Genomic DNA, 19,149 nt, shown 5'->3' on the forward strand with positions numbered 1-19,149 from the left:
CCGGTGTCGTTAGTTGTAGTAGCGGCACCGACGCGGTGTCCTACGAACACCGGCACCACGTTGATGTCGAGTCAGAACTAGGAAGAAGGCGACGGAAGATGGATTGGTCGGACAGCTGGCGCGGGGCCTTCCGCATCGAACTGCGTGCCGAGGCCGTGAGCCTCGCGTACCGCGGTTGGCCTGTGCTGCCCGGCACCTACCCGGCCGGTTCGGAGAACGGCGTCACCCAGTGGGCCGGCCGCAGCGGTCTCGAGCTCCACGGCCCGATCCCGGTGCACCGCGACTGGGTCGACCGCATCGGCACGCGTCCTGAGCAGGTCGCCACCTGGTGGGCCGGCGCTTCCTACAGCCTTCTCGTCGCCACCGGCCACGTGGTGGACGCGATCGAGGTCGGCACCGACCTCGGCCGTCGCGCCGCCGTGGTCCTGCGGTCGATCGGTGTTCCCGTGCCGATCGCCGCGACCCCGTCCGGCCGCTGGATGTTCCTCGTGAAGTCCGGCTCGAAGCTCAACACCGAGCTGGCCGGCAACCCGGACGTGCACCACTACGCCCAGGGCGAGTACATCCCGCTGCCCCCCACCACCATGGCGCACGGTGTCGTGCACTGGCGGGTCAAGCCGCAGGTCTGCGGCTGGAACCTGCCGGACGCGCACGTCGTGCAGGACGCGCTCGTCGAGGCGCTGCACGCCCCGGCTCGCAGCTACCAGCTCGAAACCGTCTGACACAACTACAAAGCCCGGCCGCGCTGGGTGTCGTCGTGGACTCTCCCCGACAACCCCGAAGGCGATGCCCTGCGCGGCCGTTCCACCCCGCCCGATCCGCTGATCGGTTCCCGCACCCCGCACGTCGGGGACCGCGGAGGAACGGGCGAAAAGCCGAACACGCACCCCGAAGGACAGCCTCCCGCACCAGTGACCGGACCGAGGAACGTTAGTGGCAGAGCACCAGCTCTGCCGCGGTCGGCGAAGCCGGCTCCTCCCCGGAGTTCGTCAGAAGACAGTGGACACCGTCGCCTCCCGCGTGTCCTGTCCAGACGAACGAACCAGATTCCGCCGATGTTTCCACGGGATCCGGTCGCGAAGCGGTAGCAGGCGGGAAAACAGTGTTCGGCACGTGGAGAGCGCGGCGGGGGAACCCGTGAGCCCCCGCCGCGCCCACGAAAAGCAGGAGACCTACCGGCTTTCCGCGTAGGACGCGAAGGCGAAGGTCTCCTCGAGGGAACCGGACCGCGGAACGGCATCGGCGCTCCAGCCGAGGTCCCGGTCCCGCAGGACTTGCTCGATGAGCGGGTGCCACCGCTCATCGAGCACATTCAACGCCCACAACAGGGCGCCGCGCTTCGACTCCACCTCTCCCGTGTGGATGGTGTAGAGCGTGCGGCAGTAGGCCGAGACGATGTAGCGCTGCGTCCACGCGTTGCCCATCGGCGCCCACTCCCGGATGCCGTCCAGGACGTGCGGCAGCTCGGCGCGCATCGACGACCGCAGCACGGACGCCGGCACCTCGTCGACCAGCGACGTGATCGGCGGGCCGTCCAGCACGATGCCGTGCCGGCGCAGGATCCACCGAGCGTGCGGGCTGTTGCAGTGGGTGTCCCAGACCAACGTGCGCGTGCCGTGGTCGTTGAACAGCCACGGAACCCCGAGGCCCGCCACGGATCGCAGCGATTCCACGTCGGCGTACGAGCCTTCGATCTCCGTCGACCAGCGGCCGGGGCGGAGCGGGATCTCGTCGTGCAGGGCGCGCAGGCCCGCTTCGCGCGAGCCGGACGGCAGTTCGGTGCACGCGACGATGAAGTCGCAGTCGCTGTGGACGTCGGCCGCACCCAGGGCGAACGAGCCCTGGACGTACGCGCCGACGTAAGTGGGGCCGAGGATCTCGCGCACAGAACCGACGAAGTCGGTGAGCAGCGCGTCGAGGTCGGCGAAGGGTGTGAACAAGGCAGACTCCAAGGAACCCGTGGCCGGAAGGGGACGGGCGCGGCGGAGCGATCAGGCCCGATCACGCCGAAGGCGCGACGGATGTCCGGCTTCGCCGCGCTAGGAGCGACGGGTCCGGTCGGTGGCGTTGCAACTGCATGCGTTCACAGCGACACCGTAGCCACCCCACTGCCGGGCGGTCAGGCGATTTTGTCCAGCACGACGTCCAGGACCAGCACGGCGCCGGCCTTGTCCAGCGGGTCGTTGCCGTTGCCGCACTTCGGCGACTGCACGCACGACGGGCAACCCATCGGGCACGCGCACGCGCTGATCGCCGCACGCGTCGCCGAGAGCCAGGCGCGCAACGCCGAATGCCCGCGGTCCGCGAAGCCCGCGCCGCCGGGGTGGCCGTCGTGGACGAAGACCGTCGGCATGCCCGTGTCCGGGTGCACGGCCGTCGACACACCGCCGATGTCCCACCGGTCGCAGGTCGCGAACAGCGGCAGCAGGCCGATCGCCGCGTGTTCGGCTGCGTGCAGGGCGCCGGGGATCCGCTTCGGTTCCACGCCGGCGCTGACCAGGAGAGACTCGTCGACCGTGTACCAGACGGCACGGGTCTGCAGGGTCTGCTCGGGCAGGTCGAGCGGGATCTGGTCGAGCACGACGCCGGACGGCAGGCGGCGCAGGTAGCCGACCACCTGCGTCGTCACCTCCACCTCGCCCAACGACACGGAGACGCCGCCGAAGTCGGTGCGTTCGATCTCGCGCACGACCGTGATGTCCACGCAGTCGCGCGGTTGGGTGGTCCACTCCGGGTCTTCGCGGTGGACCATCGCCAGGCCGCTGTCCAGGTCGAGCTCGTCGACGACGTACGCGCGGCCCTGGTGCAGGTAGACGGCTCCCGGATGCACCTGCCAGCAGGCGGATCCCGGGTCGACCGTGCCGAGCATGCGGCCCGAGTCGGCCTCGACGACGGCCACCTGGTCGCCGCCGGAGCCGCGGATGTCCACGCCGGCGTGCGGGCGGTCGTGCGACGCCCAGTACCAGCCCGCCGGCCTGCGGCGCAGCAGCTTCTCGGCCACCAGCTCGGCCAGCACGGACTCCGCCAGCGGACCGCCGAAGTCGTCCAGACAGGCCGGTGTCAACGGCATCTCGGACGCCGCGCAGGCCAGCTGCGGGCCGAGAACGTACGGGTTCAGCGGGTCCAGCACGGTCGCCTCGACCGGGCGGTCCAGGACGGCCGCCGGGTTGTGGACCAGGTAGGTGTCCAACGGGTCGTCGCGCGCCACGAACACCACCAGCGCGCTGTCGCCCGACCTGCCCGCGCGGCCCGCCTGCTGCCAGAACGAGGCCAGCGTGCCAGGGAAACCGGCCACCACCACGGCGTCGAGACCGGCGATGTCGACGCCGAGTTCCAGCGCGTTCGTGGTCGCCACGCCGAGCAGGTCGCCGGTGGACAGCGCCTTCTCCAGGGCCCGGCGTTCCTCCGGCAGGAACCCGCCCCGGTAGGCGGCCACCCGAGGGGGCAGCTCACCGTCCACTTCGGACAGAATGCGCTGCGTGCCCAATGCCGTCAGCTCCGCGCCGCGGCGGGAGCGCACGAACGCGAGCGAGCGCGCACCCTCGACGACCAGGTCGGCGAGGATCCGCGACGTCTCCGCGCCCGCCGAACGCCGGACGGGCGCGCCGTTCTCGCCCTCCAGCGAGGTCAGCGGCGGTTCCCACAACGCGACGGTGCGCGACGCACGCGGTGAGAAGTCGTCCACGACAGCGGAAACCGGAACTCCGAGCAGGCGTTCCGCCGACGAAGAAGGATCAGCCACAGTGGCCGATGCCAAAACGAAGATCGGGTCCGCGCCGTATTTCCGCGCGACCCGGCGGAGCCTGCGCATCAACAACGCCACGTGCGACCCGAAAACGCCGCGGTAGGAATGGCACTCGTCGATCACCACGTACTTCAGCCGCCGGAAGAACCGCAGCCATTTCGGGTGCTGCGGAAGGATTCCGCGGTGCAGCATGTCCGGGTTGGTGAAGACCCAGTTCGCGTGCGCCTTGACCCAGTCGCGTTCGGCCATCGGGGTGTCGCCGTCGTAGGCCGACGCGCTCACGCCCTTGATCCCCAGCTCGTCGAGCGACCGGAGCTGGTCCGCCCCAAGGGCTTTGGTCGGCGACAGGTACAGGGCCGTCGCCCTCGTGTCCGCCAAAAGAGTGGAAAGCACGGGCAGCTGGTAGGCGAGCGACTTGCCAGACGCGGTGCCCGTCGCGAGCACCACGTGCCGGCCGGACCACGCGAGCGACGCCGCCTCGACCTGGTGCCGCCACGGCTCGCGCACGCCCGTCTCCAGGAACGCCTCGACCACCGGCGCAGCGGCCCACGAAGGCCATTCCACGTGATCAGCCTGCCGCAACGGCAGGTCCCGCGCGTGTGTGAGAGGTGACTCCCCGGCGGGCACTCCCGCCAGCACGCGGTCCAGCAACCGCCGTCCCTGATCCACCACAACGGCGAGCTTCGCACACGCCACCGACAGTTCCGGCCGGGGCGTGCTCGACTTCCAGGGCGGATAACGGTGTGTGCACGCTTCGGGACGTTTCGTTGCCTCGTTGCAAGCACCCCCTAGACTCCCCGCTCATCGCATCCAATGAGGGATGCGTCACGTCGCGCTGGGCGGCTGGTCTGCCTTGGCGCTGCACATGGCAACTCACCAGGAGGACGGATGTCCCGGCAATTCCTCGCGGAGAGCCTCGAGCTCTCCGGGGGTGATCGCGGCGTCGTAGCCGTGGTCGCCGTGGTCGCCCTGGCTGCTCTCGCCGTCGGGTACGTGCTGCTCAGGGAGGTGCTGGCCGCGGGCCAGGGCACCCCGAAGATGCAGGACATCGCCAAGGCGGTTCAGGAGGGCGCAGCGGCCTACCTCAACCGGCAGTTCCGCACGCTCGGCATTTTTGTCGTCGTCGTGTTCGTGCTGCTGTTCGCGCTACCGGCGGAAGACATCGCCGAACGAATCGGCAGGTCTTTGTTCTTCATCGTCGGTGCCGTGTTCTCGGCGATCATCGGCTACCTGGGCATGTGGTTGTCCACGCGCGCCAACGTGCGTGTCGCCGCCGCCGCGAACGAAGGTGAAGGCGGTCGCGAAAAGGCGATGCGCGTCGCTTTCCGCACCGGTGGCGTGGTCGGCATGACCACGGTCGGTCTCGGTCTCTTCGGTGCCGCGCTGGTCGTGCTCGTGTACGCGGGCCAGGCCCCGAAGGTCCTGGAGGGCTTCGGTTTCGGCGCCGCGCTGCTCGCGATGTTCATGCGCGTCGGCGGCGGCATCTTCACCAAGGCCGCCGACGTCGGCGCCGACCTGGTCGGCAAGGTCGAGCAGGGCATCCCCGAGGACGACCCCCGCAACGCCGCCACCATCGCGGACAACGTGGGCGACAACGTCGGTGACTGCGCCGGCATGGCCGCGGACCTCTTCGAGTCCTACGCCGTGACGCTGGTCGCGTCGCTGATCCTCGGCACCGCCGCGTTCGGCGCGCAGGGCCTGCTGTTCCCGCTCATCGTGCCCGCGATCGGTGTGGTCACGGCCGTCATCGGCGTCTACACGACCAGCGCGAAGGCGGGCGAAAGCGGTCTTACGGCCATCAACCGCTCCTTCTACATCTCCGCGGTCATCTCCGCGGTGCTGTGCACGATCGCGGCGTTCACGTTCCTGCCGAGCTCCTTCGCGGACCTCAACGGCATCGCCGACTCGGTCAAGGCCACCAGCGGCAACCCGGCGCTGATCGCGTCCGTCGCGGTGATCATCGGCATCGTGCTCGCCGGCGTCATCCTGTGGCTGACCGGCTACTACACCGGCACCGAGCACAAGCCGGTCAAGGAGGTCGGCCAGACCTCGCTGACCGGTGCGGCCACCGTCATCCTGTCCGGCATCTCGGTCGGTTTCGAGTCCGCCGTCTACACCGCCCTCGTGATCGGTGCGGCCGTGTACGGCGCGTTCCTGCTGTCCGGTTCGGTCGTCGTCGCGCTGTTCGCGATCGCGCTCGCCGGCTGTGGTCTGCTCACGACCGTCGGCGTCATCGTCGCGATGGACACCTTCGGCCCGGTCTCGGACAACGCGCAGGGCATCGCCGAGATGTCCGGTGACGTGCACGGCGAGGGCGCGCAGATCCTCACCGAGCTCGACGCGGTCGGCAACACGACCAAGGCCATCACCAAGGGCATCGCGATCGCGACGGCGGTGCTCGCCGCGACCGCGCTGTTCGGCTCGTACCAGGACGCGATCACGCAGGCACTGGTCAAGGTCGGCAACGTCGCCGGCGACCTGCCCGTGTCGTTCAGCAACCTGGTGTTCAGCCCGAACGTGCTGGTCGGCGTCGCCATCGGTGCCGCCGTCGTGTTCATGTTCTCGGGCCTCGCGGTCAACGCCGTGACGCGCGCCGCCGGTGCCATCGTGTTCGAGGTGCGCCGCCAGTTCCGCGAGAACCCGGGCATCATGGACTACTCGGTGAAGCCGGAGTACGGCAAGGTCGTCGACATCTGCACCAAGGACTCGCTGCGCGAGCTCGCGACCCCTGGTCTGATGGCCGTGCTCGCCCCGATCGCCGTCGGCTTCGGCCTCGGTGTCGGCCCGCTGGCGGGCTACCTCGCCGGCGCGATCGCGACCGGCACGCTCATGGCGGTCTTCCTGGCCAACTCCGGTGGTGCCTGGGACAACGCCAAGAAGCTGGTCGAGGACGGCAACCACGGCGGCAAGGGCTCCGACGCCCACGCCGCGACGGTCATCGGCGACACCGTCGGCGACCCGTTCAAGGACACCGCCGGTCCGGCCATCAACCCGCTGATCAAGGTGATGAACCTGGTCTCGGTGCTGATCGCGCCCGCCATCGTCACCTTCTCGATCGGTGACAGCGCGTCCGACCCGATCCGCATCGCGATCGCCGTCGTCGCGGCACTGATCATCGTCGGTGCGGTCGTCGTGTCCAAGCGTCGTGGCACCGCGATCGCGGACTCGCCCGCGGAGACCGTGAGCAACGGCGCCGCGTAGTTCCGATGCCTCCGGTCGGGGTACTTTCGGGGCTCCCCCGACGTACCCCGACCGAGGAGTTCCGACATGAGGCGCAGCCTCGTCGCCACCGCCGCCGTAGCCGCCTTCGCGCTGGCCGGGTGCACCAACGGCGGCAGCTCCGGCACCTCCCCGACGCCCACCAGTGGCGCTGCCAGCGCCGACGCCGTCGCCTACATGGACAAGGTCTGCGGCGCGGCCTCCGAGTTCGCCAAGGTCGACAAGACCCCTCCGAAGCTCGACGCGACGGACTCCACCAAGCTCAAGGCCGACATGGCCGCGTACATGGGTCAGCTCGCCGACGCGTTCACCAAGTCCGCCGAGAGCCTCAAGAACGTCGGCCCGTCGCCCGTCGCGGGCGGCGAGGAGGCCGTCACCAAGATGGCCGAGACCTTCACCTCGCTCAGCACCCTCTTCGCCGACGCCAAGACGAAGGTCGAGCAGGCCGACGCCAACAACGCCAACGGAGGCCTGCAGGCCGCGGGAGAGGCCATCAACAAGCTCGCCGAGTTCGCCGCGTCCAACCCGCTGCGCGACCCCAACACCGTCCCCGAGCTGCAGAAGGCCACGCTGACGGCGCCGAAGTGCCAGGAGATGCAGCGCCTCGACGTCACGCCGACGAGCTGAGCGTGAACGTGCCGGGTAGCTTCCGCTCCATGCGCCGCACAGCCACCGCCCTCCTGACGAGCTGCCTGCTGGCGGTCTCCGCCTGCAGCACCGGAGGCTCGTCCGCGCCGTCGCAGCCCAGCGAGGCCGACGTCGTCGCGTGGATGGACAAGGTCTGCGCCGCGGTGGACCCCACCTCGAAGCTGTTGGCCGACGAGCCGAAGTTCGACCTGACCGACGAGTCCACGCTCAAGTCGGGCCTGTCGGAGTGGCTCGGCGCCAAGGTGACCTCGGTCGAGAAGTCGCTCGACGACCTCAAGGCGCTGGAGGACGGCCCGCACCCGAAGTCGAAGGAGCTGGTCGGCACTGCCGAGAGCGGTCTGGGGCAGGTCAGGACCCTGCTTTCGGACACCAAGTCGAAGGTCGACTCGTCGGCCGACACGACGCAGATCGTCACCGCTTTCACCGAGATGGCCGCCAAGGCCTCGGAGATGGACGGGCAGGCCTCCAACGTGCGGCGCAAGCTGGGCGAGACGGGTCTCACCCCGGCCGCGCTGAAGGCGGGCAGCTGCAAGGACCTCGATCTCTCGAGTTCGTCCGCACCGACTTCATGACGCCTCTCCGGACAGCCGAACCGGATCACCCGAACGAGTTGCCGTGCGCTCGCGAAGCAGGCTGAAGGAAGATGAGGTCATGACCTCACGTCTGCTCGCAGCGGTCCTCGCCGCGCTGGTGCTGGCCGGCTGCGGTTCCGACGAGGACGAACCGCTCGGCGACGCCCAGGCGAGGTGGGTCGACGCGTTCTGCACCGGTCTGCTGCCCGGCAAGAAGGCAGGTCAGGAGCTCACGGCCCAGGACCCGGCCGACCCGGCGGCGGTGAAGGCGGCCTACCTGAAGCTGGTCACGGCCAACGCCACCGCGCTCGCCGACGCCGAGAAGAAGCTCGAGGAGCTTGGCCCGCCGTCGGACGAGCTGAAAGACGTTCACGAACGGCTGACGAAGTACGTCGGCGAGTCGGCGAGGTCCTACGCGGCCGCGGAGGCGCCGGTGAAGGCGCTGGAGCCGAACGCCGGGTTCTGGGACGCGGCCGAGAAGGCCCTCGCCGACACGTCGCAGGTCAGCAAGCCGGAGGACCTGCGGGCGACGTTCGACGCGCTGGAGAAGTCGCCGAAGTACTCGGCCGCGATGGGCAGGTCGAAGCCGTGTCAGGAGCTGCAAACGGGCAGCCAGAGCTGATCGCTCGACTGGCGTAGTAACACACGCACCACTGGTCACAGTCGAACGTCTGTTCTACCCTGTGGGCCGTGGTGGGGCAGTTGTCCTTCTTCTCGGCCGAGGCGCGCACCCCGGCCAAGGCGGACCTCGCCGGCTTCCTGTGCGGGCCGGGTCAGGCCGTCAGCTTCGCGCGCGGCACGGCGGCCCGCGTGTACGTCGAGCTGCGCGACGAGTGGCGCTACCGGCCGCTCAAGCAGGCCTGCGACGAGCGCGGGGTCACCTCCGAGCTGTGCGTGAACGAGGAGGGCACGCGGTTCGTCCGCACGCCGTTCCGCACCGATCTCACCCCTCTGGCCGCCCGCTGGCTGGACGGATCGGTCAAGAAGGTGCCCGACGAGTTCGAGCTGAACGGAGCAGTGCTGCGCGTGTGGGCACTAGCGGCCGGCAGCTGGATGGAGTCCGCCTACCTGCTCGGTTTGGACCCCAACGCGCCGCAGACACACCTGCCGTTGCAAAATGCCCTGCTCGCGTCGGGACTTCCGTGCACCCTGGTAGGGGCCCCGGCGTTGCGGGTCACCGGTCGGCGACGGCTGGCGCGGCTCGCTGAGCTGGTCGGAAGCCCTCCGCACGGGGTGGCGTGCAGCACCTGGCCGGCGGCCTGAACGGGCCGTCAGGCATGGTTGTGTCACTCTGTCTCGTCGTACGGGCGTCGCGGAGACACGACGGATGGTGTGCTTTTCGGCCGACGCTGGGCAACACTGGCGGGCCTGGGAACCGGGTTTGGAAGAGAGCGGGACGGCGAGTGGCTGGATCGACACGGACGAGAAAGAGCAGCGGAGGAGCGGGTGGCACCCGACGACTGGTGATCGTCGAGTCGCCCACGAAGGCGCGCAAGATCGCGTCCTACCTCGGCGCCAACTTCGTCGTGGAGTCCTCCAGGGGACACATCCGGGACCTGCCGCGCGGTGCCGCCGACGTCCCCGCCAAGTTCAAGGGCCAGGCCTGGGCCAGGCTCGGCGTCGACGTCGACCACGACTTCGAGCCCCTCTACGTGATCTCCGCCGACAAGAAGTCGCTGGTAACCGAGCTCAAGGAAGCGTTGAAGGACGTCGACGAGCTCTACCTCGCGACAGACGGTGACCGCGAGGGCGAGGCCATCGCGTGGCACCTGCTGGAGACGCTCAAGCCCAAGGTGCCGGTCCGCCGGATGGTGTTCCACGAGATCACCGAGTCCGCGATCCAGGCCGCCGCCGCCAACCCCCGCGACCTCGACCAGGACCTGGTCGACGCCCAGGAGACCCGCCGCATCCTCGACCGCCTCTACGGCTACGAGGTCAGCCCGGTGCTGTGGAAGAAGGTCATGCCGAAGCTCTCGGCTGGCCGCGTGCAGTCCGTGGCGACCCGCCTGGTCGTGGAGCGCGAACGCGAGCGCATGAAGTTCGTGAGCGCGAGCTACTGGGACATCTCCGCGCAGATGGACGCCGGTGAGAAGGCCACGCCGCGCCAGTTCGGCGCCCGGCTCGTGGCCGTCGACGGCACCAGGCTCGCCACCGGCCGCGACTTCGGCTCCGACGGCAAGCTCACCGGCAAGGCCGACGTGGTCGTGCTGGACGAGGCGCAGGCCAGGGCCATCGCGAACGGGCTGGAGAACGCGCCGGTCAAGGTCTCCTCGGTCGAGGAGAAGCCGTACACCCGCAAGCCGTACGCGCCGTTCATGACCTCGACGCTGCAGCAGGAGGCGGGCCGCAAGCTGCGGTTCTCCGCCGACCGCACGATGCGCACGGCGCAGAAGCTGTACGAGAACGGCTACATCACCTACATGCGAACCGACAGCACGACGCTGTCGGAGACGGCCATCAACGCCGCCCGCACGCAGGCCACAGACCTCTACGGCGCCCAGTACGTCGCGGACAAGCCCCGCCAGTACACGCGCAAGGTCAAGAACGCGCAGGAGGCCCACGAGGCGATCAGGCCGGCGGGAGAGGTCTTCCGCACGCCCGGCCAGGTGGCCGCCGAGCTCGACTCCGACGAGTTCAAGCTCTACGAGATGATCTGGCAGCGCACGATCGCGTCCCAGATGGCCGATGCGCGGGGCAACACGACCAGCGTGCGCATCCAGGGGCGGGCCGGGACGGGCCAGGAGGTCACGTTCGCCGCGTCCGGCCGCACGATCACGTTCGCCGGCTTCCTCAAGGCCTACGTCGAGACCGTCGACGCCGAGGCCGGCGGCGAGTCGGACGACGCGGAGTCGCGCCTGCCGCAGCTGGTCAAGGACCAGGACCTGACGATCGCGGAGCTGTCCGCGGACGGCCACACCACGTCGCCGCCCTCGCGCTTCACCGAGCCGTCGCTGATCAAGACGATGGAGGAGCTCGGCATCGGCCGTCCCTCCACCTACTCGTCGATCATCAGCACCATCCAGGACCGCGGCTACGTGTGGAAGAAGGGCGCCGCGCTCGTCCCGTCGTGGGTCGCGTTCGCCGTGGTCGGGCTGCTGGAGCAGCACTTCGGCCGCCTGGTCGACTACGACTTCACGGCCGCGCTGGAAGACGAGCTGGACGGCATCGCCGCAGGTCGTCAGGGCCGCACGAACTGGCTGTCCGGGTTCTACTTCGGCGGCAGCGTCGGGCCGGACGGCTCGATCGGCCGCTCCGGTGGCCTGAAGAAGCTGGTCGGCACGGGTGTCGAGGACATCGACCCGCGCGCGGTCAACTCGATCCCGCTGTTCAGCGACGACGAGGGCCGTACGGTCGTGGTCCGCGTCGGCCGCTTCGGTCCGTACCTGGAGCGCGAGGTCGACGAAGCCGCGCAGCGCGCGAACCTGCCCGACGACCTGGCGCCCGACGAGCTGACCGCCGAGATCGCCGAGAAGCTGTTCTCGACGCCGCAGGAGGGCCGGTCGCTCGGCACCGACCCGGTCTCGGGCAACGAGATCGTGGCCAAGGAGGGCCGCTTCGGCCCGTACGTGACCGAGGTGCTGCCGGAGCCCGCCGAGAACGGCACGCCGAAGTCCAAGGCGAAGGCCCCGAAGCCGCGCACCGGCTCGCTGTTCAAGTCGATGTCGCTCGACACGATCACGATCGACGACGCGCTGAAGCTGCTCTCGCTGCCGCGCGTGGTGGGCAAGGACCCGGAGACGGGCGCCGAGATCACCGCGCAGAACGGCCGCTACGGCCCGTACCTGAAGAAGGGCACGGACTCGCGGTCGCTCACGGACGAGTCGCAGATCTTCACCGTCACGCTCGAAGAGGCCGTGAAGATCTACTCGGAGCCGAAGAAGCGCGGTCGTGCGGCCGCCGCACCGCCGTTGCGCGAGATGGGCAACGACCCGGTGTCGGGCAAGCCGATGGTGATCAAGGAAGGCCGGTTCGGCCCGTACGTCACCGACGGTGAGGCCAACGCGTCGCTGCGCAAGACCGACAGCGTCGAGTCGATCACCGACGAGCGCGCGGCCGAGCTGCTGGCCGAGAAGCGCGCCAAGGGGCCGGTCAAGAAGAAGGCGCCCGCGAAGAAGGCGACGACGGCCGCGAAGAAGCCCGCGGCGAAGAAGGCTCCCGCGAAGTCCAAGAGCTGACCAGAGGAGGTGGCGGTGCCGAACTCCGACTTCGGTCCGGACGGGACTCAGGCCCCGCCGCCTCCCCGGCTGTTCCCCGATCCGTTGGCGGGGCTGGTGACCGCCGACACGTGGGTCGGTCCCCAAAGGACTCGGGCGTCTTCCACGTCACGTGTGTCCGTGCCTACACCGCCGGCGCCGACCGAGGACGCGCGGCAGGCGATCTGGTCGCAGATGCAGCAGGAGCAACGGCGTCCGCGCACCCGTCAGCAGCGGGTTGCGCAGCAGCCGTTCGTTCAGCAGCAGTTCGCGCAGCAGCAGTGGGCTCGTGGACCGCAAATGCCCGTGCCGCAACAACAACAGCCCGCCCGGCCGGCCAACGGCGTGGCCGCGTTCGTCGGCTGCCTGATCGTGGTCGTGTTCTTCGTCCTGGTGCTGCTCGCCGTTCTCGGATCGATCTTCAGCAGCTAACGCTGAGAGTCCGCCTACCTGACCCACCACATCCGGTTACGCTGACCGCACGGGGTTGGGCTGATAGGGGTGACTGAAATTCAGGACGCGGACACACCGGTGACCGAGGCAGGCCAGGCAGGGCAGGCCCAGTCCAGCGTGTCCACGGTTCACCGGCTTCGCTCGGTACTGGCCATCAGGCCGTTCCGAAGGTTGTGGCTTGTCACCTACCTGTGCAGCGTCGGTGACTGGCTGTCACTGCTGGCGCTGACGGGTCTCGTCTCCGAGATGATGAACAGCTACCAGTGGCAGTCGTTCGCGCTGTCGCTGGTCGTGCTCACCCAGCTGCTGCCCGGCATCCTCTTCGCGCCCATCGGCGGCGTGCTCGCGGACAAGTTCGACCGCCGCAAGGTCATGGTGGTCTGCGACGTCCTGCGCGGGTCGCTGTTCATCTCGATCGCGCTGATCGGCTCGCCGATCTGGCTGTTCGTCGCGAACTTCCTCGTCGGCTGCTGCGCGATGCTGTGGATTCCGGCCAAGGAGTCGGCGGTCCCCAACCTGCTGCGCCGTCCGGACCAGGTCGAGTCGGCGAACCAGCTCGGCCTGGTGATGACCTACGGCATCTCCACGATCAGCGGCTTCGGCCTGTACTCGCTGATCGCGGGCATCCCCGGCTACCTGAACCTGCAGGGCGGCAACCTCGAGTTCCGGATCGCCACGATCGCGGTGATCATCAACGGCCTGCTGTACTTCACGTCCGCGATCCTGATCGCGACCAGGCTGCCCGAGCTCTCCGGACGCGTGGCGGCCCAGAAGAAGGAAGTCGACGCCGACAAGCCCGGCTTCCTCGCGATGTTCCGCGACGGCCTGCGGTTCGCCGGCCAGACCCCGCTGGTCCGCGGCCTGGTCATCGGCATGATCGGCGCGTTCGCCGCGGCCGGTGTCGTGATCGCGACCGCGAAGCTCTACGCCCAGTCGTTGCTCGGTGGCGCCTCCACGTTCGGCCTGCTGTTCGTGGCCGTGTTCGTCGGTCTGGCGATCGGCATGGCCACGGCGCCGCGACTGGCTCGGCGGCTCGCCTACAACCGCCTGTTCGGCGTCACGATCGTCGGAGCGGGCATCACGCTGGTGCTGGTCGCGCTGGCTCCGCACCTGTGGATCGCGCTGCTGATGGTGATGCTGGTCGGCGCGTGCGCCGGCGTGGCGTTCCTGACCGGCCTGACGATCGTCGGTTCCCAGGTCGAGGACGAGATGCGCGGCCGGACGGTGGCGCTGATCCAGTCGTTGCTCAAGGTCGTGCTGTTCGGCGCGTCCGCCGGGGCTCCGTTGCTGGTCGCGCTGCTGCAGAAGCGCACGATCAGCGTCTTCGGTCATCCGATGGAGGTCGACGCGACCCGTCCGGTGATGCTCGGCGGCGCGGCGATCGCGATCGTGCTGGGCCTCGTCGCTTACCGGCAGATGGACGACCGGCGCGAGGAGCCGGTGCTGTCGTCGCTGTTCGCGGCGATCCGCGGCCGCCGGTCCGGCAAGGGCATGCTGATCGCGGTCGAGGGCGACACCCGTGAGGACACGTCCGTGCAGGCCAGGCGCCTGGCCGCGGCGTTGCGCGCCGAGGGCCTGGACGTGCTGCTGGCGGCCGATCCCGAGCACGACGAACGCCGTCTGCGCACGATGCTCTCGTCCGCAGAACTGGCCGGCGTGCGCGCGCAGGCTCTCGTGGCCGCCGCCGTGCGTGCCGACGTCGTCGAACGGCAGGTGCGTCCCGCGCTGGACGGGGGTTCTGTCGTCGTGATGGAGCGCTACGTCGACTCGCCGCTGGCGCACTTCAGCGCCACCTCGTCGCTGGAGCATCAGGAGCTCGAAGGCCTGGTCGACTGGGCCACCGGCCGCCTGAGGCCCGATCTGACGATCCTGCTCGACCGCCCCAACGCCGACGGCAAGGCGATCGGCCTGGAGCACCACTGGCGCGTCCAGCGGCTGCTGAGCGAGATGGCCGCCGCGGACCCCGACCGCTACGTCGTGGTCGAGGCGGAGGGCGACGCGGACGCCATCGCCGACCGGGTCCGCTCCGCCGTCATCCCGCTGCTCGCCACCCGCCGGCGCCCGGTCCCCGAAGCCGCCGCCCCGACGCTGTGACCGCCCCGCCCGCTGGGAGACTGGACCCATGAGCGTGTGGGACGAGGTGGTCGGCCAGCCAGAGGCGGTGTCGACCCTGTCGGCGGCTGCCGAGGCCGCGGCCACGATCGTCGCGGGAGGCACTCCCGCCCCCGGTGTGATGACCCACGCCTGGCTCTTCACCGGCCCGCCCGGCTCCGGCCGTTCGTCCACCGCCCGTGCCTTCGCCGGCGCGCTGCAGTGCGTGGTGACGGACGACAGGCCCGGCTGCGGCGAGTGCAACGGCTGCCGCACGACGTTGCACGGCACCCACGCCGACGTGCGCGTCGTCGCACCGGAAGGCCTGTCGATCTCGGTCGCCGAGATGCGGTCGCTGGTCCAGATCTCCGCCCGCCGCCCCACGTCGGGCCGCTGGCAGGTGGTGATCATCGAGGACGCCGACCGGTTGACCGAAGGCGCCGCGAACGCACTGCTGAAGGCCGTCGAGGAACCGCCGGAGCGCACGGTCTTCCTGCTCTGCGCTCCGTCGGACCACCCCGACGACGTGTCGGTGACCATCCGTTCGCGGTGCCGGCTGGTGTCGCTCGGCTCGCCCCGGCCCGCCGCCATCGCCTCGGCGCTGGAGGACGTGGACGGCGTCGCACCGGAGATGGCCCAGTGGGCGGCCTCGGTGTGCGGCGGGCACGTCGGACGGGCCCGGCGCCTGGCCGTCGACGAGCAGTCCCGCGCCCGGCGTGAGGCGGTGCTGCGGATCCCGCTCGCGCTGCGCAAGCCCGCGGACGTCTTCACCTGCGCCGACGAGCTGATCAAGGCAGCGGAGGAGGACGCCTCCACGGCCAACGAGGCGCGCAACGAGGCCGAACGCGAGGCCCTGGAGACCGCGATGGGCGCCGGTGGCACCGGCAAGGGCACCGCGGCCGCCACCCGTGGTGCCAAGGGGGCGCTGAAGGACCTGGAGAAGCGGCAGAAGTCCCGCGCCACCCGCACCCAGCGCGACTCGCTGGACATGGCCCTGGTGGACCTGGCGGGGTTCTACCGCGACGCCCTGGTGACCAGGACGGGCTCCGAGGCGGCGTTGATGCACCCGGACCGCGCGGGCGACTCGCGCACGGCCGCCGCCTCCTGGTCGCCGGAGTCGATCCTGCGGCGCCTGGAGGCCGTGCTGGCCTGCCGGGAGGCCATCGAGGTCAACGTGAAGCCGCGGATCGCCGTCGAGGCGATGGTGACGACGCTGCACCGGGGCTGAGCATGACGGTCACGCGCGAGACGGCCGAGCGGCTCCGCCCGGACTTCGAGCGGCTGGTCGCCGAGTTCCGGGTCGTGGCGCGGGCGCTGGTCGAGGCCCTGCCGGACCCCGACGCCGACGACGACATCCCGGACGAGGTCGAGGCCGTCGGCCGTGCGTGGTGGATCCACTGGCACGACCCGCACTACTGCTGTGAGGACGACGGCGGCGTGGTCGTGGAGGCGCACATCTACAACCCGGACCTGGTCGACCCGTGGTTCCTGCTGCAGTACGCGAAGACCGCCGGTGGGCACGAGACCGTCGTGGCCGCGTGCCCGGAGGGGTTCGGCGACATGGCCCGGCTGTTCGACCTGCTGCTGGACCCGGCCGAGCCGGGGTCAGCCCCCGGCGCGTGACCGGCGCCTGCCCGGCAGCGCGGCGACGACGACCACACCCGCGAGCAGCAGCCCCGTGCCGGTCCAGAACAGCGGGATCGACTGGTAGGCGGCGTTCGTGTAGGCGAGCGGCGGCGCCTTCTTGGGAGGTGCGGCCTGACCACCGGGCTGCTCCGGCACGACCGGCTGGCTGGTCCCGCAGACCACGCCACCCTGCGGCGCCGCAGCCCTGACGATCTGCTCACCCAGCGAGATCTGCGCGAGGGCGGACGGCAGGTTCGGCAGCTTGAGCTTGTCCGTCGGCAGCAGCTGCACGTCGAGCATCCGCGCGGTGGCCCCGAGCTGGAACCCGGTGAACCCGTTGCCGCTGAAGGCCGCCTTCTTCTCGGTGAGCCCGGCGATCTGCAGCTTGATGACGACGAGGTCCAGCAACAGCGGGACGTCGATCGTGGGATGCGCGGCGTCGAGCGTGCCGAGGTCCTTGCCGTTCTGACTGACCTTGAGCAGCGGCGCCGTGTACGTGATCTTCGACGTCGCCTCGTCCCCGGTAGCCGTGGCCGTGAGCGTCGGCGGGCTCACCACGTCGATCTTGATTCCGCCCGCGAGCTCCACGCTGACCGCGCGCATGGTCGACGTCGACTCGACCGCCTTGTTCTTGCTACCCGGCAGGTCGACGAGCCGCACCTGCGAGTGGGCCTCGAACGTGTCCGGCACGCTGATCAGACTGGTCTTCGCGGGCAACGGCACCTCGGCCGGCAACGCGCTGAGCACCTCCAGCCCGGCCAGCGACGTCTTCGCCGTCGCCAGCGGACTGACACAGGGCCCGAGCTTCTCGTCCCACCTCGCCTGCACGCTGCCGTTGAGCACCTTCAGCTTGCCCAGCGGCGTCTCCGGAATCGGCAATCCACCAGTCGTGGGCTGCGGGTTGTCCGGAATCGCCGTCTGCACCAACGTCCCCGGCGTCTGCGGCGCCCGCCCCGCCACCGCGAACCCGAACGGACTGGCCTGCGTGACCACCCGCTCGGTCGTGAGGAACGCCTCGGAGTTGACCTGAGCGCTGGCCAGCCCCAGCCCGAACTCGGTGACCGACTGCTTGGGTAGCTGATCCCCGAACCCGGGCAGGATCGTGTTGGTCGGCACCCCCTGCGGCCCGAGCCTGATGACGCTGAGCCCGGTACCGGCGTCCCCGACGGCGTGCCCGAGCGGCTGAGGCCCGTTGGGCGCCGACGCAGGCGGCTGGTTCGGGTCCCGCGGCCCCGGCACCGGGGTGGTGGGAGGCTGCGCGAGCGCGGGCGCCGCGACGAGCGCGAGCAACAACCCGGCCAGCGGCACGGACGACCAACGGCGCATGAACCCACTCCTCGGCGGTGAGGCGGTGACATCGGTCACGGTCCGTCTAACGAAGCGACCCCCTGTCAGTGACGGGTCTTCGGGTGCGCTATGGTTATCGCGTCTCGCCGCCTTAGCTCAGTCGGCCAGAGCGGCTCACTCGTAATGAGCAGGTCATCGGTTCGATTCCGATAGGCGGCTCGGTGAGATGACCGGCGGATCCTCTGTGGAGGGTCCGCCGGTTCTCGTTTGAGCTCGTAACGATGCGACCCGAGCCGCTACGTTCCTCATGTGCGGTCCATGCGTGGCCTGACCCGTCAAGAACGCAAACTCGTGGTGGCTGCCCGGCACGGGCGGCGCCTCGAGTGCGGCGGCACCGAGGTCGTTCGCGCGGACGTGATCCGTGATCTCCTGCTGGGGCGCTACGGAACGGTGGACCCGCGCGGAGTGCGGCTGCGCGGCGGGCTGATCGAAGGCCAGCTGGACTTGGAGGGCGTGCTCAGCACGGCGGGACTGAATCTCACCGACTGCAGGCTTACGCGTCCTGTCGTCGCTCGAGATGCTCGTTTTCCTTGGTTCGAGCTGGAAGGCTGTCACGTACCCGCGTTGCTCGCGGATCGGCTCACTGTGACCGGTGGCCTGTTCTTGAGGTACGGCTTCACTGCTGTGAGTCTGGAGCAGAGAACGGTCAGACTCCCAGGCGCTCGGATCGGAGGAAATGTCGAGTGTGACGGTGCGATGCTGACAAGTGCGCATGGGCCGGCGCTGCACGCGGAGGACATTCGAATAGAGAGAAATCTCTTCCTGCGCAACGGCTTTTCCGTGATTTCGGATTCATCGCTCGCCGCAGTGATGTTGGGGGGCGCTTCTGTCGGAGGAGGGCTGGACCTTTCCGGCTCAAAGCTGTGCAACACGTCAGGTCCGGCGCTGAGCGCGCATGGGCTGCATGTCGCGGGGCAATTGAAGATCGGCTCCGGGACCTCGTTCCGCGGGCGGAGCAGCAGCGTCACCGTGGACCTGTCCGGCTCTCGTCTGGGTGGTCTTTCCTGGCGCGGATCCTCGGCGGAGAACTCCGATCCTTCCGGTGCCAAGGTGAGTCTCGAGCACGTATCGGCGGGCTGGGTCGAGGTGGAGGAGACGTTTCTCTGCGGCGACAACGCCGAGCGTGACTGCGGTGCGGGCGAGTTGTTGATCAGTGGTCTGTCGTACCGATCGCTTGCGGCTGAGGGCGCGGACTGGCAGCGATGGCTGCATTGGATCCGCTCGCACACGCGTGCCTACACGGCTCATTCCTAAT

15 protein-coding genes and 1 tRNA gene are annotated in these 19,149 nt (G+C 69.7%); 13 read left to right on the forward strand and 3 right to left on the reverse strand.

Annotated features, from left to right (window positions below):
• Nucleotides 1–98 precede the first annotated feature (98 nt).
• Nucleotides 99–722, forward strand: coding sequence for a bifunctional DNA primase/polymerase (locus tag ACFWV3_RS28960; RefSeq protein ID WP_382415610.1), 624 nt, complete (start codon nucleotides 99–101; stop codon nucleotides 720–722).
• Between the two features lie 450 nt (nucleotides 723–1,172).
• Here the strand turns inward: ACFWV3_RS28960 and ACFWV3_RS28965 are convergent, their stop codons facing one another.
• Together ACFWV3_RS28965 and ACFWV3_RS28970 are read right to left on the reverse strand one after the other, a co-directional pair.
• Nucleotides 1,173–1,940, reverse strand: coding sequence for an aminoglycoside adenylyltransferase domain-containing protein (locus tag ACFWV3_RS28965; protein ID WP_382415612.1), 768 nt, complete (start codon nucleotides 1,938–1,940; stop codon nucleotides 1,173–1,175).
• 179 nt (nucleotides 1,941–2,119) lie between these two features.
• The gene (locus tag ACFWV3_RS28970) at nucleotides 2,120–4,417 is read right to left on the reverse strand and encodes a DEAD/DEAH box helicase (protein WP_382415614.1); all 2,298 of its coding nucleotides are present in this window, start codon (nucleotides 4,415–4,417) and stop codon (nucleotides 2,120–2,122) included.
• Between the two features lie 216 nt (nucleotides 4,418–4,633).
• On the opposite strand from ACFWV3_RS28970, the gene ACFWV3_RS28975 reads away from it, so the two are divergent.
• The 10 genes from ACFWV3_RS28975 (at nucleotide 4,634) to ACFWV3_RS29020 (ending at nucleotide 16,544) form a co-directional block, all read left to right on the forward strand.
• Nucleotides 4,634–6,946 carry a sodium-translocating pyrophosphatase gene (locus ACFWV3_RS28975; RefSeq protein WP_382415616.1) on the forward strand — a complete coding sequence of 771 codons (2,313 nt, stop codon included), beginning with the start codon at nucleotides 4,634–4,636 and terminating at the stop codon, nucleotides 6,944–6,946.
• Between the two features lie 66 nt (nucleotides 6,947–7,012).
• A complete protein-coding gene (locus ACFWV3_RS28980) occupies nucleotides 7,013–7,591 on the forward strand; it encodes a hypothetical protein (protein ID WP_382415618.1) in 579 nt (192 codons plus the stop codon).
• A 29-nt stretch (nucleotides 7,592–7,620) separates the two neighbouring features.
• Complete coding sequence (locus tag ACFWV3_RS28985) at nucleotides 7,621–8,184, forward strand: hypothetical protein (RefSeq protein WP_382415620.1); 564 nt, start codon at nucleotides 7,621–7,623, stop codon at nucleotides 8,182–8,184.
• A 79-nt stretch (nucleotides 8,185–8,263) separates the two neighbouring features.
• Entirely contained in the window at nucleotides 8,264–8,806 is a 543-nt protein-coding gene (locus ACFWV3_RS28990) for a hypothetical protein (protein ID WP_382415622.1), read from the forward strand.
• Between the two features lie 68 nt (nucleotides 8,807–8,874).
• Complete coding sequence (locus tag ACFWV3_RS28995; RefSeq protein WP_382415624.1) at nucleotides 8,875–9,447, forward strand: hypothetical protein; 573 nt, start codon at nucleotides 8,875–8,877, stop codon at nucleotides 9,445–9,447.
• A gap of 140 nt (nucleotides 9,448–9,587) precedes the next feature.
• Nucleotides 9,588–12,359 (forward strand): type I DNA topoisomerase, encoded by a 2,772-nt coding sequence (gene topA, locus ACFWV3_RS29000; RefSeq protein ID WP_382415626.1) that lies wholly within the window; start codon nucleotides 9,588–9,590, stop codon nucleotides 12,357–12,359.
• Between the two features lie 159 nt (nucleotides 12,360–12,518).
• Nucleotides 12,519–12,809, forward strand: a complete 291-nt coding sequence (locus tag ACFWV3_RS29005; protein ID WP_382415628.1) for a hypothetical protein — start codon at nucleotides 12,519–12,521, stop codon at nucleotides 12,807–12,809.
• Nucleotides 12,810–12,878: 69 nt separating this feature from the next.
• Nucleotides 12,879–14,924, forward strand: coding sequence for a bifunctional MFS transporter/dTMP kinase (locus tag ACFWV3_RS29010; RefSeq protein WP_382415630.1), 2,046 nt, complete (start codon nucleotides 12,879–12,881; stop codon nucleotides 14,922–14,924).
• Nucleotides 14,925–14,952: 28 nt separating this feature from the next.
• Nucleotides 14,953–16,149, forward strand: coding sequence for a DNA polymerase III subunit delta' (locus tag ACFWV3_RS29015; protein WP_382415632.1), 1,197 nt, complete (start codon nucleotides 14,953–14,955; stop codon nucleotides 16,147–16,149).
• A 2-nt stretch (nucleotides 16,150–16,151) separates the two neighbouring features.
• Nucleotides 16,152–16,544: a hypothetical protein gene (locus ACFWV3_RS29020; RefSeq protein ID WP_382415634.1), complete on the forward strand. Its 393-nt coding sequence runs from the start codon at nucleotides 16,152–16,154 to the stop codon at nucleotides 16,542–16,544.
• Here the strand turns inward: ACFWV3_RS29020 and ACFWV3_RS29025 are convergent.
• A complete protein-coding gene (locus tag ACFWV3_RS29025; RefSeq protein ID WP_382415636.1) occupies nucleotides 16,527–17,873 on the reverse strand; it encodes a hypothetical protein in 1,347 nt (448 codons plus the stop codon). The two genes, ACFWV3_RS29020 and ACFWV3_RS29025, sit on opposite strands and share 18 nt — an antisense overlap.
• A gap of 106 nt (nucleotides 17,874–17,979) precedes the next feature.
• Between ACFWV3_RS29025 and ACFWV3_RS29030 the strand changes: the two genes are divergently transcribed.
• Nucleotides 17,980–18,053 (forward strand) — tRNA-Thr (locus tag ACFWV3_RS29030).
• Nucleotides 18,054–18,152: 99 nt separating this feature from the next.
• On the forward strand, nucleotides 18,153–19,148 hold the full coding sequence (locus ACFWV3_RS29035) for a hypothetical protein (RefSeq protein WP_382415638.1): 996 nt from the start codon (nucleotides 18,153–18,155) through the stop codon (nucleotides 19,146–19,148).
• Nucleotide 19,149 lies beyond the last annotated feature (1 nt).

The sequence above is a fragment of the Lentzea sp. NPDC059081 genome (assembly GCF_042738015.1).
In the GTDB taxonomy this organism is placed as follows: domain Bacteria; phylum Actinomycetota; class Actinomycetes; order Mycobacteriales; family Pseudonocardiaceae; genus Lentzea.